This window comes from Promicromonospora sp. NPDC090134 (genome assembly GCF_044746965.1).
In the GTDB taxonomy this organism is placed as follows: Bacteria; Actinomycetota; Actinomycetes; order Actinomycetales; family Cellulomonadaceae; genus Promicromonospora.
The window spans coordinates 1058782-1072524 of the sequence record NZ_JBIVCZ010000001.1; the positions used below are offsets into that span (position 1 = coordinate 1058782).

Consider the following 13743-nt stretch of genomic DNA (forward strand, 5'->3'; position numbering starts at 1 on the left):
TGTCTGGTTGCCGGAAGCGCACGTCTCAATGCCAGTTGCTGATCTGGACGTCGTGCGGCGCGGGTTCGCCCGTGCCGGTCTCGACGAAGCGCTTGAGGCTCATCAGGAAGGTGGCCCACTTCGTGCTGCAGTGGTTCATGAACTCCACCTGTTCCCTCCAGCCCGTGTGTCTGAACAGTACGATCGTGAACCCTTCCTCCTCCTTGAGGTCGAAGTGGATGTGCGTGCCGATCCACTCCTCGGGGCCGCCGGTGACGAGCCAGTCCACCGACCCCGCAGGGTCGAGCTCCGTGACCTCGAGCTCGAAGGCGCCGAGTCGCTTCCCGGCGTCGTCGTGGAACGTCGTCGTCAGTGTGCCGCCGACCTTGCTCAAGCCGGTCGTGTCCGTCGTCCACCAGCCGGCGACGCCCTCGGACGTCGCGACCGCCTCGTACACCTTCTCCAGCGGCGCCAGCGCGCCGACCCGGTGCAGGATGTCGACCATCTCAGTTCCTCCAGTGTCGGATAGTGCAACCTTCGGTTGCATGTGACACTACGGCGTCGTGGCGGAATGTGCAACCATCGGTTGCACATTGGGTTGGTACGCGCGACGTTTCGGCGGTGGGCTCAGCACTCCTCGTCCAGCAGAGGGCTCAGGTGGCGCGTGCCCAGGGCGCGCGTCGCCTGGTGGGCACCCGCCCGGAGGCACTCCGCCGTCCCCGCCCCGGCGAGGTGCGCCGCGAAGAAGCCGGCGAAGAACGCGTCGCCGGCGCCGTTGGTGTCCAGCACCTCGGTGGGCTCCGCCGGCGTCTCGAACCAGCCCTCCGCCGTGCGCGCCACGGCCCCGCGGGCGCCGAGCGTGCACACCACGGTGCTCGCGCCCCGCTCCAGCAGCGCCGTCATGAGGGCGCGGTGGTCGTCCGTGCCGTCGTCGTTCAGGAAGACGTACGAGCACGCGTCGGCGAACGGCCGGTGGAACTCGGCCACGCCGTCGTAGTCGTGCAGGTCGGTCCAGAGCGTGGCCCCGCTCGCCACGGCGGCCGGCAGCAGTCCCTGCCCGACGGCGCTCAGGTCCAGGACCACGTGCTCCGCGTCGGCCACGCGCGCGACCGCCGCGGGGTCGGGTGCGGCCGACGGCGCGGGGACGGCGAGGTAGATCGAGAGGCGCTCGCCGGCGTCGGTCATGAGGTTCAGGTGCTGCTCGGACGGCCCGGGCACGCGTCGCGCGAGCACCTCGGCGCCCCGCGCGTGCGCGAGCGCACCCAGGACCAGGTCGCCCTCCGGATCCGTCCCGACGTCGGCGACGAGCGTGCTCGGCACGCCGAGGTCAGCCAGGTGCAGGGCCTTGCCGGCGCTCGTCCCGCCCAGCGTGCGGACCGACCCGCGGGCGAACAGGGTGTGCGGCCGTGGGTCGGGCAGGTGGTCGAGCCGGACCATCGTGTTCCAGGTCGCGGGCCCGGCCACCACGGTGCGAGGAGAACTCATGCGCACACCCTGCCATCGGGCCGGTCCGGATCAGCCGAGGAGGAGAACGTGGGTGTCGGCGATCGCGGCCGGCTCGGCCATCATGTCGACCGCCGCGATCTGCCCGTCGTGCACGACCACCGCGAACAGGCCGCGCGGAGTGCCGCCCGGCGCGTACGCGAACCCGACGGAGCCGTCGATGAGGGCGGGCACGGCCCCGCCCGCCCGGCCGCGGAACGCCTCGGCCACGGCCGCAGCCCCCCGCACCTCGCGGGCCAGCAGGGGCGCGCCCCGGTCCGCGGCCTCGGCCGCCGACGCGACGGCGGCCTGGTCGGCACGCAGCACCACGTCCGGCGCGAGGAGCGCCAGCAGGCCCGCCAGGTCGCCCGTGCGGGAGGCCAGGAGGAAGGCCTCGACCACCTGCCGGTCCGTCTTTCCCGGGGTGGCGGCGCGCGGGCCGACGTCGTCCCCCGTGTCCTCCCCGGCGGCTCCCTGCGCCCCGGGCCCTGACTGCACCCGGCGCCGTCCCCGGCTCGCGAGCTGCCGGGCCGCCGCGACGGACCGGCCCAGCACGGGCGCGATCTGCTCGTACGGCACGGCGAACAGGTCGTGCAGCACGAACGCCAGGCGCTCGGCGGGATCGAGGCTCTCCAGCACCACCTGCATCGCCACCCCGACGACGTCGGCCAGCTCGGCCTCGCGCACCGGGTCGGGGGACTCGTCGTCCAGGATCTCCGGCGCGGTGTCGTCGGGCCGGCCGGTCGGCAGCGGGTCCTCGCGGCGCGTCGACCGCGAGCGGAGCATGTCGAGGCAGATCCGGCCGGTGACCGTGGTCAGCCAGGCGGCCAGGTTGTCGATCCCCTCGTCGCCGGTCCGGTTCAGGCGCAGCCAGGCCTCCTGCAGCGCGTCGTCGGCGTCGTCGGGGTTGCCGAGCATCCGGTAGGCCACCGCTCGCAGGCGGGGCCGGTGCTGCTCGAAGGCGAGGGCAAGTTCGTCGGGGGTCATCTGTCACATCCTCGGTCTCGGGGCCGTCGAGGGTGTGACGGCGCGCAGGGCGCCGGTGTGACAGGCCGGGACCCCGGCCACCACGAGAGGACCGCGATGACCACCGAGACCACCGCCCAGGACCCGACCCAGCACCTCGACCTCGCGGCGTCCGGCACGCCCCACCTGCGGACCGTGACGGCTCGCGCCAAGAACCCGGCGCTCCTCGTGCCGGGCGGCGTCAAGGCGCTGGCCGAGCTGGGGAAGCTCGCCCACGGGCAGGGCGTCTCCGCGGCCACGCTCGAGCTGGTGCACCTGCGCGTCAGCCAGATCAACGGCTGCGGCTGGTGCATCGAGTACGGGATGCGGCAGGCCCGCAAGGCCGGCGAGTCGGACGACCGCCTCGCGTCCGTCGCGGCCTGGCGGGAGTCGCCCTACCTCAGCGAGGCCGAGTGCGCGGCGATCGAGCTCGCCGAGGCCATGACCCGGCTGGCCGACAGCTCCGAGGGCGTGCCCGACGCCGTCTGGGACCGCGCCGCCGAGCACTGGGACGAGCAGGCGCTCGCGGCCCTGGTGCTGCACATCGGCGTCACGAACCTCTACAACCGGCTCAACGTCACGACCCGCCAGGTCCCGGGCACCTGGTGACCTGCCGGGCTCGCCGGGTCAGTCCAGCCCCAGCCGGGGCGCCCGGCGGGCCTGGCGGACGCCGTCGACCGTGAGCAGGATCAGGGCGAGCCACACCAGGGCGAACCCGGCCCACCGGGCCGGCGGCATGTGCTCCCCGAAGACGAGCAGCCCCACCAGGAACTGCAGCACCGGCGCCAGGTACTGCAGCATGCCGACGACGGACAGGGGCAGCCGCCGGGCGGCGGCGCCGAACAGGAGCAGGGGCAGCGCGGTCACGATGCCGGCGGACATGAGCAGCAGCGCGTGCCCGGTGCCCTCGGCGGCGAAGGTGCCGGCGCTGCCGAGCCACACGAGGTAGGCGAGCGCGAACGGCGTGGCGACGGTTGTCTCGACGGCCAGGCCGGGCAGGGCGGCGACGGTGCGGCCCACGCGGTTCTTGACCAGCCCGTACAGGCCGAAGGAGAGCGCGAGGCACAGCGAGATCCAGGGCAGACCGCCGAGCCCGGTGGACAGCACCACGACCGACGCGGCGCCGAAGGCGATCGCGATCCACTGCATGGGCCGGAGCTGCTCGCGCAGCACCAGCACACCGAGCAGCACCGTGATGATCGGGTTGATGAAGTAGCCCAGGGCGGCGTCGAGCACCCGGTCGCTGAGCACGGCGTACACGTACACCACCCAGTTGACGACGATCAGGGCCGCCGCCACGGCGAACGTGCCCAGGATGCGCGGCGACCGCAGGGCGGCCCGGAAGTCGCCGAGCTGGCGCAGGGCCGCGAGGGCGATGAGGCAGAAGAGCAGGCTCCACACGATGCGGTGGGCCACGATCTCCAGGGGGCCCGCGGGCTGGAGCAGCGGGAAGAACAGCGGCATGCCGCCCCAGAGCAGGTAGGCGCCGATGCCGAGGGGGAGACCCCAGCGATCCTGTTGTTGTGTCACTGCGTCACGATAGATCTCGCGCCCCCGCGCGGGTCCCGGATGCGCTGTGGGGCTCGTCACCTGGCCGGGCCCCTTTTCGATTTCTCGCGAGGGCTGGTGGGGCGCTATGGTTGGCACCGTTCACGGCTGGTTGCCCGAGCGGCCAAAGGGATCTGACTGTAAATCAGACGGCTCAGCCTTCGGGGGTTCGAATCCCTCACCAGCCACGTGAAGAAGAGTGGGGCCTGACCTGCGGAAACGCTGGCCAGGCCCCACTTCATTTTCGACCGGGTGGCCCGGATGGTTGGTACTGGCCCAACGCCCTGGCCCAACCCGGCCCGGGCGGATGCGGTCAGCGACGTCGGCGGTGAGCCGGCGGATGGCTGTGTGGCGCTATTCGCCGAGCCGCGTCCGCAGTCCCTGGATGTGGTCAGGGCTCGCGCCAGCCCATCCGACCCGAACCGCGACGACGAAGAAGCCTTCGACAGCACGGATCGCCTCGCGCACCCTGTCGGCTTCCTCCGGGGTGCCCTTGTCAGCGTGCTTGATCGCCTGCAGAACACTCCTGGCTGTGACTACCCCGCCCGCCACCAGCTCCAGCAGCGGTTGGGGGTCGGTCGTCGCCTGGCCGGCGTACATAAAGCAGAGTGCCTGAGCCTTCTTGGTGGGTGCGACCTTGCCAGCCTTGTCGTAGGTCAGGTCGGTCTGGCCAGGGAAACGCTCCGACGCGAACCGGAGCACGGTCTTGTCATCGAATGCGCTTCGAAGGAGCCGGTCGACGAACTCGACCAGCGAACTCGCGGCCTGCGAGTTGCCGTCAGCGGAAACATCGAGGACATCGCGCGCACCCTGAATCTTCCGGCTCAGCCGTGCACTCAGATCCTCGAGTGCTTGCCGCGACTGGCCAAGCAACGTCTCCTGAACGCTGGCGAACAGCGCCTCGATGCCTTCGGCCGCGTCGAGCGCGGTATCGCTGACCGTGAGATTGTCGAGAGACAGGTTCTTCGTGGCGATCTGGTCCAGCATCGTGTCCAGCTCGATGGCGATGGTCAGGGCAGACTTCGCGAGCTTGTCCATCCCCTCAACTTCGGCGATCTGCTCCGGAGTCAGGAAGCTGACGCTGTCATCGAAAGCCAGCGCCAACGGCATGATCTTGCGAAGGCCCTTGCGGATTGCTGCAAGGGCGATACGGCCGTCATCCTGGACCGCCCGGGTCAGTCGGATGTAGGCGCCTTCCCCGACCAGGCGGCGCAGGAACCGCTTGAAGGACTCTGCCGGAAGGCTCTTGATCCGCTCCACGAAGTCTTCGTCCGCGATGCGGTTGATACCTCCGGTCAGGTGCTCAAAATACGTCCCGTCGCCCTCTGCGCCTGTAAGTGACGCATCGAGCAATCCGAAAGCCGCTTCCAGACGTGCAGGCCACGGCCGCTGGTCCTCGGGGTTGTCTACCGCGCGGATCACCGCGATCAGGCAATCGAGGACGATGATGACCTCATCGTGGATACCCAGTCGGCTACGCACCGAAGGGCGGAGCCGAACAAGTTCGCGCGCGAGGGCGGACTGTCCGATGAGGTCGCGCTCCGTGAGGCTCGCAGCGGGCGTCACTTTGCAGTCCCGGATGCGTCATCTACAGCGGGCGGTCGATCGCTCGTTCCAGGGGTGCGAGCAGGTGTGTTCGGAGGCTCAGTGAAACCACCGAGATACAAGGCCGTCACCGGGGGGTGATCCTCTCAGGTCACGACCGCACAGCCCCGGACGGTCGCGTAAACCATCCGGGGCGTGGCAAGATGACTGGTGAGTTCTGCCAAGAATCACCGGCATCCTGAACGCGGTCTTCGTGTTGTGGGTGCTGTACGAGGGCTAGGCGTTGGTAGCGCCTAGCCCTCGTGCTGTTTGTGACACTCGTCGGGGTCCGACCTTCTGGGAAGGAGCCGACGGGACGTCACGAACAGGTCACAGTCTACGGCGGTTCGCCGACACTCTGTGGGACCTGTGTGCGACATAGAACAAACTTTCGCTCTAGAGCATATCGCAGGCCGTGATGCGTGTGATCCATGGCCCAGCACAAGCGTAGGCACGGCAAACTCTTGGATACCCCGGCATGAGGCGTAATCGCAGGTCAGGGGCCCGCAGCCGTCAGCAACAGGCTAGTCGTCAGGTCGAGCATGGGCTCCATCGAACAGACATGGCCCATCGCAGAGCGGCCCATCTTCCTCCGGAAACAATGGGCTCACTCCGAATACGTAGCCCTCCAGGAGTGGCTTCTTGCACCACTGACATGTAGCGGGCCTTCGGTAGGTCACCCGGTAGAGCGGTCGCGGATCGAGGCTGTAGAGGTAAGGGAACTGGTAGTAGAAGGCTGGCTCGGTGTCGTCCAGCTTACGCGACAGTTCGGCGGGGATTCCCTTCGCCGACCGTCGCTTGTAGTCCGCCTGGCGACACGCCTGGCTGCAGAACTTGGCATCGCGACGGAAGCGCCAGTTCAGCGTCGTGCCGCATCGCATGCACCGACGTCGCGGCGTACGGCTCACCGTCATGCGTCAGAGAGGTGAGGATGGTTCGGCAACAGCGCCAAACGAGTCGGGCTCCATGGTCGTATCGGGTGTCGTGGCTGCCGGCAACACCGCGGCCGACCGTGGCGCGACCCTCGTCACGACAGCTCCTCACGATGTCCGGATGTTCGCACTTGCACCAATTCCTGAGCCCATGAAGATAGTCGCCGATCGCGGCCGAGGGGAGCCCGGATCAGGGTGAACTCACGGATGGACGGCAGATAGGGACTTTCCGTTGGCCGGCCAGTCGCGTGCAGCGCTGTTCCGGGAGTATGGCTCTGTCCCGGGCCAGTGAGTAGATCTCTGGCCCGGGACAGAGCGGCAGCATCGAGGACTCTTCTAGCGTCACCTACTCGGCTAGGCACCTAACCGATCACGCTCGTTCCCTCCGATCCGACGGAGTCGTTCCCAGGGCGATGTCCATCGCGTCTGCTGCGTCGCGAAGCGTTGTCGGCATGACGTGCCCATACAGATCGGTCGTGATGCTCATTTGGCTGTGCCCCAGGACTTCCATCACGGTTCTCGGCGCGACGCCCTGACCGAGCAGCAACGTTGCGCACGTGTGCCGCAAGTCGTGGAACCTGATCCGGCGCACGCCAGCCTCCGCAGCGAGCGAGTCGAGGATTCGGTTTACGTGCTTCGGGTCGAGAAGACCGCCCGACTTTGAAGCGAACACCAGACCCGTGTCCTGCCAGGTCACGCCTGCTGCTGCGCGTTCCTTGTCTTGTTCCTTTCGGTGCTTGACCAGACTCCGGACGACCTGCGTCGGCAGTGGGATCGTGCGGCGGCTTCGCATGGTCTTCGGCGTCCCGGTGACCAGGCCCTGACTCCCGAGGCGCTGAACGGTCTTGCTAACACGGAGCGTCCGACCGTCCATATCGATGTCGCTCCAGTGCAGGGCGAGCAGTTCGCCCTTGCGCATGCCGAGTGCGACACCGACCGAGAACAGAGCACCGAGACGGTGCCGAAGCGCCACCTTGAGAAATGCGTCCACCTCCTGACGGGTCCAGGGCTCAACCTCGACACGGGTGACGGTCGGCCCCTTGACGAGCGCGGCCACGTTGCGGTGGATCAGCTCGTCACGCTGAGCTTCTGCGAGCATGGCGCGCAGGACGGAACGCGTGAGCTGAACGGTGCGGGCCGACAGCGGCGCGACCGTGCCGTCTTGCCGCTTTCGGCTGAGGCTCGCCGTCGTATTCATCACCTTGCGTACGTGGGCAGGCGTCAGGGAGGTGATTCGCACGGCTCCGACGACGTCGTAGACGTACTTGCTGAGGATCCACTCGTAGTTCGCCACGGTGGCGGGCTTGCGCTTCTCGTCGTCGCGCAGGCGTCGGATCCACTCCTCGCCGAACGTCCGGACGGTGTGCTTCACCGGCGCGGCGGGGATGTGCTTGTAGGTCAGTGATTGCAGTTCTACGAGCTTCGCCGCCACGACCTCGCGCGTCTTGCCGTAGATCGTGCGCCGCACTCTGTGGCCGTCGGTGTCGTAGACGAACACCCGAGCACGCCACATGCCGTCTGCCCGCTGGTCGATCGAACCTTCTCCGTTTGCGCGCTTGCTCATGCTGCCTCCTGGGCCTCGGCGATGGCGGTGGCGACGTAGTCGTTCACGGCCGATACGGGGATGCGACGAGCGCGGCCGATTTTGACGCTCGTGAGCTTGTTGAGGCGGATCAGGTCGAAGACCTGGGTGCGTGAGATGCACAGGGCCTCGGCAGCTTCCTCGACGCGGTACAGCAGGACGGTGACGGTGGGCGTGGTCTCGGAGTAGACCGGCGCGGTTGTGGCGGTGGCCATGACGTCTCCTTGGGTCATTCAGCGGTTCTTGGGTCCGTGTGGTGAGGGGGTCAGCCCTGGCATGTGCCAGGGCTGCCAGGGCTGACCTGCCAGGGCTGATTTTTGGCGTCTGACCTGGGGTTTCAGGCCTGGCACTTCCAGCCCTGGCAGCCCTGGCACATGCCAGGGCTGAACCTCACTGCCGCAGGCGGAGCATGATGCGGGGGCGGCCCTGGTACTCGTCGTCCAGGCGCTCGACCAGGCCGCGCCGGATGAGGCTGTCTACGGCGGCCTCGATGTACTCGCGGAGGTTCTTCCCGAGGGCGGCCCGGACCGTGCTGGCGGGGGTCGGCTCGGTGCTGAGCTTGGCGAGGATCTTGTCTGCCGTGCGGTGCACAGCTGCGTCGTCCTGGTGCTCGTCGAACGCGGCCCTCGCCTCCGCCCGAGCACGCACGGCGAGAGCGGCCTCGGCGCGCAGTGCGTCCTGCATCCGGCCCCGGGTGCGGTCGGAGACGTGCATGATGTAGTCCGCGAGCTGCCAGTCACCCTCGGTGACGTCGAGCCGTCGGGCGAGCAGCGCGAGCAGGGAAGCGACCTTGAGCCGCACGAGGTTCTGCTGCCCGAGACCATCGGTGATCACCTCGCGCAGCCGGTCGAGACGCTCCTTCCGCAGAACCGCCGTGATCGACGGGGCCACGGTCAGCGGGGTGCGGCGGTGCTCAGTCGCCAGGACCGGGCTGGCCCAGCGCAGCGGTTCGGGCGCGTCCGGGGCGACGTCGGGCGCTCCGGGGTCGGTGGCGGGCAGCCACAGGAACCGCTGAGGCGTACCACCGGCTGCGTCGTCCAGCAGCGGCCCGGCCTTGAGCGGCTGGACACCGGCGACGAGGGCGGCGCGGTAGGAGTGCGCGGGGACGATCTTGCGGCGCGTCGCGTCGGAGTTCGTGAAGCCCAGCCCCTCCCCGGAGAACATCTTGCGCAGCTCGGACGACGTCGTAGAGGCCTGGCGCCCCACGAGGGCGGTGAGGGTGTCAATCTCCGGGACGTCGAACCACACCGAGTGGATGGCGGGGGTGTTCTCGCCCTCGCTGTCGGTGTCCACGAACATGTGGGAGATGCCCTCACCGGACCCGAGGGGCCGCTTCTCGATCAGGCGACCCGCCCCGGGCTGGATGTCGAGGACGTCCTCGGCGGCGGCGGTGGCGACGCCCTTGCCGACGCCGGACGGGCCGACGAGGCCCACGAACACGTTGAGCGAGGCGACGGCGGAGCGGTCGTTGCCCAAGGGCGGGATGACGACCGAGGGCGGCACCGACAGCGCCACACGGGCCAGGACGCAGCCCAGGACAGCCCAGGGTGAGGCGATGGCCGCGCGGGCGGTCTGTCGGATGGCGGCGAGCTCGGGGCGTGCCTCCCAGAGCACCGACTCGGGGTCCAGGTCCCCGGGGTCGGTGGTGCGCAGGTCAGGGGTGAGCGCGGTCATCAGGCCGCCACCTTCCAGTCGGCAGGGTCAGCGGCGGCGGCCATGAGCTGGGTGCCGATGTGCTCGGTGTAGGCGGGCGGGACCGACTCGAACAGCCCGGCCCAGGTCATGTCGTGCTCGATCCCGAGCAGGCGCTTCACGACGTCCTTGCTGCGGGGCACGTAGCCGCCCTTGCGGACGTACTTCGCCTCGTACTTGTCCCGCCGCGCACCCCCGTACGCCCCGGCCACCCACAGGTGCGCCGAGTGGTCGCAAGGGCGGGCGACGCTGAGCGGCACGTTGGACTCGAACAACCGCAGCCGCTGGAGATGGATGCGCACGCCGTCGGTGTCGAGCGTGGACAGGTCGAACATGCAGCCGCACAGCCCGACAGGGTCGACCATCTCGGGTCCGGCGTCCTTGACGTTCTCGATCACGTACGGCAACCCCGTGAGCACGACGAGGGCGCGGACGTCGGGGATGAGCTTGGGCCAGGCGGTCACCTTGCCCGCGTTGCCGCGCGTGTACCCCTGGCACGGCGGGCTGGCGTGGATGACGTCGAAGTCCGCCAGGCCCAGGTACTCGACCGTGCCGTCAGGGTGGGTGAACGGCAGCCGGTGCCCGGCCAGCAGCAGCCGCAGGGCGGTGAGAGCGTCCATGCGCAGGAACGGGAACGGGTAGCGCGGCTGGGCGGTCAGGTCGATGCCGTAGACGTCGTATCCGGCTCGGTGGTAGCCGGTTCCGGCGCCGCCCTGGCAGCAGAACAGGTCCAGCGCACGAGGGCTGCGGGCGATCGTCAGACTGTTCATCGGGTGGCCTCCTCGTCGGCGTACAGCTCGTCGTTCAGGTCGTCCAGGCACGTCGTCCCATCCCAGGGGTCGAGGTCGTCGTCCCACGGGCCTCGGTTCCACAGGTCGCGGCATCCGGCGCACACGTGGTCGCCCGCGTGCTCGGGGGGCTGGTGGCAGGTGTGTGGGCCGTTGGTCGCGCCGCATCGCGACGCGGCCGTGGGGTCGGTGCTCACGAGGTCAGCCACGGTCGGCCTCCTCGACGTCGAGACGACGCCAGGTGGCGAGCGTGGTGCCGTCGTCGTCGGTCATCGCCGGGGCGCCGTCGGCCACCTCGTCGGTGAGCCAGGCGACGTCGGACACGGCCCGTACGCAGGGCCGCTCGATGCGGGGGAAGATCCACCGGAAGGTGATGCGGCGCATGACGAACGTGTCCAGGTCCACCACCGCGAGCAGGTCGCCCACAGGGCTGGTTTCGGCGCGCACGGGGTAGGTCCCGGCCTGTGCCTCGGAGAGCTCGTACCGGCGGCGTTGTCCGTCCTGGGGCGCCCAGTAGCACCAGCTCGTGTGAGTGCGGTGGACGTCGAGCACGAACGCCTCGACGTGGTGGGCGGGGTTTGCCGGCACGGCGGTCAGGTGGCGGCGGGTCGTGTTCCTCATGGCGGTCTCTCCCTCGATCAGGCCGCGACAGCGGCAGGGGTGGCGGTGATGGCGGGGGCCGTGGGCCGGACGGGTGTGCCCGTGGCGGCGACGACGGCGACGGCGTGGGCGCAGTAGCGCTCGGACTCGGGCCAGTTGGCGGGGTACACGTGCCCGGTCGCGGTGTGCATCGGGACGACGCCGTTGGCCCGCAGCAGCCACCGCTGCCGGGCCGCCCGGGCACGCTCGACGGCGGCGGCCTCGGCGTGCCCGTGCTCGTCAGCCATCGCGGCGCGGCGGTCGCACAGCTCGTCGAACGCGCGGCGGTTCGCGCTGGCCCGCAGGTCGGCCCGGTACTGCTCCCAGTACGCGGCCTCGGCGGCCTCGGCCTGACGGCGAGCGGCCTCGATCCCTGCGGCGTGTCCGGCGTCGTAGCCCTCGGTCCAGGCGTCCCGGGTGCCGAGGGTGGTGCCGATGCTCTCGCCGGTGTCGTAGCCGTGCAGCCAGGCGGCGATGACCTGCGGGTCGTAGGTGCGACCGGTGGCGGGCGTGGTGGTGGTCATGCGGTCGTCCTTCCAGCTCCTGAGGGCCGCTGTGCGGCCTGTTTTTGGCATGGGTGGGGTAGGGGCACGGCGGGTAGCGGTAGCGGCCCGCCGTGCCCTCAGAACTGCCAGGGGTGGGGGTTTCGGGGTGCGCCGCGTGGGGGCGCTACCCCGCTACTTCGTTGAAATCACGCCGTTTTCGGCGGTAGCGGGGCCGCTACCGGTAGCGGGGCCTCCGCTACCGTTCGCCGGGCTCGGAAGGGCTCCGGCGGGGGTGGTGGCGGCTACCTCGGCGGGCATCGGCCCGAGGGCGATCCGGGCCATGAGCGAGACCAGCGCGGCGGTGAACGCAGTCACGGCGACTACGGCTGCGACCTCGCCCACCACGGGCACCCGCAGGGCCGTGGCGGCGACGGTAAGGCCCATCGCGACGACGAACACGGTCCCGGTGCGGCGCACGGCGCGTTCGACGGCGGCGACCAGCTCGCGGGCGTCGCGGACCAGGTCGGCGTACTCGGTCGGGCTGAGGTTGTCGTTGCTGTTCACGGTTCCTCCTGCGGTGGGCGGGTGGTGCGGTGTCAGGCGGCGGTGTGCCAGTGCTCGGGCAGCTCCTCCCGGTCGGTGGTGTAGAGCCGTTCGGCCCATGCGGTCTCGAATGCCTCGACGGTCAGCCGGGGGTGGGCTGCCCAGAACTCGCGGAGCTCGGGCGAGGCGTACGCGGCGGCGAACGCTCCTCCGGCGAGGAACAGGCGTTCCTCAGTGACTCCGGCGGCGCGGCCACTGGCGTTGAGCAGGACACCGTTTGTGGCCTCGTACGCGGCGGCGATGTGGGCTTCCAGGTAGTCGCCGTACTCGGACCGCATGGCGGCCCACTCCCGAGCGGCGCGCTGGAAGATCGGGGACATGTCACGCCGCCTCGGTGTCGGTGTCGGCGGCGCTGTCCGTGCTGGTGTTCGTGCCCGTGCGGGCGTCGGACAGCAGGCGGCGGGCGGTCCGGTCGGTCACGTGGTGCCCGGCGTCCGTGAGGGCGGACAGGGCGTCGCGGGCAGTGGCCTTGGGGTTGGTGTCCAGCAGGCCGGACACGATGTCCAGGCGGACAGCCCGGTCGCCGTTCGACACCGGCCGGACGGTCCGGGGCGACCTGGGGCGGACAGCGGCCCGGACAGTCGTGACGGTCTGTCCGGCCGCCGGGACGGCGGGCAGCCGGTCACTGTCCGTCTCGGTGTCCGCCAGGATGTCCGCCAGCTCGGCCCGGACAGCCTCAGCCGCCTTGTCCTCGTAGTCCGCCCCGGACACGGGTCCGGTGGCGAGGTGTCCGGCGACGCGGTTGTTGGCCTCGACGTGCAGCCGGGCCACGTCGGTCACGGCGTCGGCGACGGCGGACAGCGAGTCCATCCACTCCACCGTCCTGGTGCGCATCTCGGCAGGCGGCACCGACTTGAGGGCGACCGCCCGGGCCGCCCGGCGGCGGGCCTCGGCCCGGACAATGGCGCGGCGTGCGGCGGGGGTGCCGTCGTCGGCGGCGTGCGCCCGGACAGCGTCCTCCGTCGTGAGGAACAGGGCGTGCATCCGCATGGACTGCCGCATCCCGGACCACGAGGCCCCGGACGCGAGGTGGCGGTCACCGATCAGGGCCAGGTGCCACATCAGGGCGGCCAGCAGCGGCACGACGAACCGGAACGCGACTGCCCCGGCGGGGTGTCCGAGGTAGACCTCGTGCACGGCGGCGAACACGCCCGAGGCGGACGACAGCGCCCACGTCAGGGTGAGCAGTGTGCCGCCGGGGCGGTTGTCCCGGGCCGCCTCACGGGCCAGCAGTGCGACGGTGACGAGCGAGAGCTCGAACACACCGGCCGTGGTGTAGGCGGTTGCGGCGTCCATGCCCAGCACGTCGCGGCCGAACCCGACCATGGCCAGGTAAGCGGAGACGGTGGAGATGAGGGCGACGGAGACGGCTCCGGCGAGGACCAGGCGACGCGAGCCCGGCTGGGTGGTGTTGGTGCTCATGG

At 70.2% G+C, this 13743-nt stretch carries 16 protein-coding genes and 1 tRNA gene; 2 read left to right on the top strand and 15 right to left on the bottom strand.

Features of this window, described 5'->3' with window-relative positions; all coding sequences use genetic code 11:
- Positions 1 to 25: 25 nt before the first annotated feature.
- From ACIPN7_RS04535 to ACIPN7_RS04545, 3 genes are all read right to left on the bottom strand, one after another.
- Positions 26 to 484, bottom strand: coding sequence for an SRPBCC domain-containing protein (locus tag ACIPN7_RS04535; RefSeq protein ID WP_400538408.1), 459 nt, complete (start codon positions 482 to 484; stop codon positions 26 to 28).
- A gap of 122 nt (positions 485 to 606) precedes the next feature.
- The gene (locus ACIPN7_RS04540; protein WP_400538411.1) at positions 607 to 1464 is read right to left on the bottom strand and encodes a carbohydrate kinase family protein; all 858 of its coding nucleotides are present in this window, start codon (positions 1462 to 1464) and stop codon (positions 607 to 609) included.
- A gap of 30 nt (positions 1465 to 1494) precedes the next feature.
- On the bottom strand, positions 1495 to 2448 hold the full coding sequence (locus ACIPN7_RS04545) for a sigma-70 family RNA polymerase sigma factor (protein WP_400538413.1): 954 nt from the start codon (positions 2446 to 2448) through the stop codon (positions 1495 to 1497).
- A 96-nt stretch (positions 2449 to 2544) separates the two neighbouring features.
- Between ACIPN7_RS04545 and ACIPN7_RS04550 the strand changes: the two genes are divergently transcribed.
- Complete coding sequence (locus ACIPN7_RS04550) at positions 2545 to 3075, top strand: carboxymuconolactone decarboxylase family protein (protein ID WP_400538416.1); 531 nt, start codon at positions 2545 to 2547, stop codon at positions 3073 to 3075.
- 18 nt (positions 3076 to 3093) lie between these two features.
- On the opposite strand, the gene rarD is transcribed toward ACIPN7_RS04550, so the two are convergent.
- Positions 3094 to 3996, bottom strand: coding sequence for an EamA family transporter RarD (rarD, locus tag ACIPN7_RS04555; RefSeq protein ID WP_400538418.1), 903 nt, complete (start codon positions 3994 to 3996; stop codon positions 3094 to 3096).
- A 124-nt stretch (positions 3997 to 4120) separates the two neighbouring features.
- Here rarD and ACIPN7_RS04560 point away from each other — a divergent pair.
- Positions 4121 to 4202 (top strand) — tRNA-Tyr (locus tag ACIPN7_RS04560).
- Between the two features lie 166 nt (positions 4203 to 4368).
- Here ACIPN7_RS04560 and ACIPN7_RS04565 read toward each other — a convergent pair.
- The 11 genes from ACIPN7_RS04565 to ACIPN7_RS04615 form a co-directional block, all read right to left on the bottom strand.
- Complete coding sequence (locus ACIPN7_RS04565) at positions 4369 to 5580, bottom strand: hypothetical protein (protein ID WP_400538420.1); 1212 nt, start codon at positions 5578 to 5580, stop codon at positions 4369 to 4371.
- A 1320-nt stretch (positions 5581 to 6900) separates the two neighbouring features.
- A complete protein-coding gene (locus ACIPN7_RS04570) occupies positions 6901 to 8094 on the bottom strand; it encodes a tyrosine-type recombinase/integrase (RefSeq protein ID WP_400538422.1) in 1194 nt (397 codons plus the stop codon).
- Positions 8091 to 8327, bottom strand: coding sequence for a helix-turn-helix domain-containing protein (locus tag ACIPN7_RS04575; protein ID WP_400538424.1), 237 nt, complete (start codon positions 8325 to 8327; stop codon positions 8091 to 8093). Before ACIPN7_RS04575 ends, ACIPN7_RS04570 begins: the two co-directional genes overlap by 4 nt.
- 175 nt (positions 8328 to 8502) lie before the next feature.
- Positions 8503 to 9786 carry a hypothetical protein gene (locus tag ACIPN7_RS04580; protein ID WP_400538427.1) on the bottom strand — a complete coding sequence of 428 codons (1284 nt, stop codon included), beginning with the start codon at positions 9784 to 9786 and terminating at the stop codon, positions 8503 to 8505.
- Positions 9786 to 10574, bottom strand: a complete 789-nt coding sequence (locus ACIPN7_RS04585) for a hypothetical protein (RefSeq protein WP_400538430.1) — start codon at positions 10572 to 10574, stop codon at positions 9786 to 9788. Before ACIPN7_RS04585 ends, ACIPN7_RS04580 begins: the two co-directional genes overlap by 1 nt.
- Positions 10571 to 10801, bottom strand: coding sequence for a hypothetical protein (locus ACIPN7_RS04590; RefSeq protein WP_400538432.1), 231 nt, complete (start codon positions 10799 to 10801; stop codon positions 10571 to 10573). Before ACIPN7_RS04590 ends, ACIPN7_RS04585 begins: the two co-directional genes overlap by 4 nt.
- Positions 10794 to 11213, bottom strand: a complete 420-nt coding sequence (locus ACIPN7_RS04595; protein WP_400538434.1) for a hypothetical protein — start codon at positions 11211 to 11213, stop codon at positions 10794 to 10796. Before ACIPN7_RS04595 ends, ACIPN7_RS04590 begins: the two co-directional genes overlap by 8 nt.
- Positions 11214 to 11230: 17 nt before the next feature.
- Positions 11231 to 11755, bottom strand: coding sequence for a hypothetical protein (locus ACIPN7_RS04600; protein ID WP_400538437.1), 525 nt, complete (start codon positions 11753 to 11755; stop codon positions 11231 to 11233).
- 153 nt (positions 11756 to 11908) lie between these two features.
- Complete coding sequence (locus ACIPN7_RS04605; protein WP_400538439.1) at positions 11909 to 12280, bottom strand: hypothetical protein; 372 nt, start codon at positions 12278 to 12280, stop codon at positions 11909 to 11911.
- Between the two features lie 32 nt (positions 12281 to 12312).
- Complete coding sequence (locus ACIPN7_RS04610; RefSeq protein ID WP_400538442.1) at positions 12313 to 12639, bottom strand: hypothetical protein; 327 nt, start codon at positions 12637 to 12639, stop codon at positions 12313 to 12315.
- Position 12640: 1 nt separating this feature from the next.
- Positions 12641 to 13741 carry a hypothetical protein gene (locus tag ACIPN7_RS04615; protein WP_400538444.1) on the bottom strand — a complete coding sequence of 367 codons (1101 nt, stop codon included), beginning with the start codon at positions 13739 to 13741 and terminating at the stop codon, positions 12641 to 12643.
- Between the last annotated feature and the right edge of the window lie 2 nt (positions 13742 to 13743).

Bases quoted from the DNA above. Each gene is read 5' to 3' on its own strand.
- ACIPN7_RS04580 (WP_400538427.1), bottom strand. From the start codon at position 9,786: ATGACCGCGCTCACCCCTGACCTGCGCACCACCGACCCCGGGGACCTG.
- ACIPN7_RS04535 (WP_400538408.1), bottom strand. From the start codon at position 484: ATGGTCGACATCCTGCACCGGGTCGGCGCGCTGGCGCCGCTGGAGAAG.
- ACIPN7_RS04610 (WP_400538442.1), bottom strand. From the start codon at position 12,639: ATGTCCCCGATCTTCCAGCGCGCCGCTCGGGAGTGGGCCGCCATGCGG.
- ACIPN7_RS04550 (WP_400538416.1), top strand. From the start codon at position 2,545: ATGACCACCGAGACCACCGCCCAGGACCCGACCCAGCACCTCGACCTC.
- ACIPN7_RS04545 (WP_400538413.1), bottom strand. From the start codon at position 2,448: ATGACCCCCGACGAACTTGCCCTCGCCTTCGAGCAGCACCGGCCCCGC.
- ACIPN7_RS04615 (WP_400538444.1), bottom strand. From the start codon at position 13,741: ATGAGCACCAACACCACCCAGCCGGGCTCGCGTCGCCTGGTCCTCGCC.
- ACIPN7_RS04600 (WP_400538437.1), bottom strand. From the start codon at position 11,755: ATGACCACCACCACGCCCGCCACCGGTCGCACCTACGACCCGCAGGTC.
- ACIPN7_RS04575 (WP_400538424.1), bottom strand. From the start codon at position 8,327: ATGGCCACCGCCACAACCGCGCCGGTCTACTCCGAGACCACGCCCACC.
- ACIPN7_RS04540 (WP_400538411.1), bottom strand. From the start codon at position 1,464: ATGAGTTCTCCTCGCACCGTGGTGGCCGGGCCCGCGACCTGGAACACG.
- ACIPN7_RS04595 (WP_400538434.1), bottom strand. From the start codon at position 11,213: ATGAGGAACACGACCCGCCGCCACCTGACCGCCGTGCCGGCAAACCCC.
- ACIPN7_RS04585 (WP_400538430.1), bottom strand. From the start codon at position 10,574: ATGAACAGTCTGACGATCGCCCGCAGCCCTCGTGCGCTGGACCTGTTC.
- ACIPN7_RS04570 (WP_400538422.1), bottom strand. From the start codon at position 8,094: ATGAGCAAGCGCGCAAACGGAGAAGGTTCGATCGACCAGCGGGCAGAC.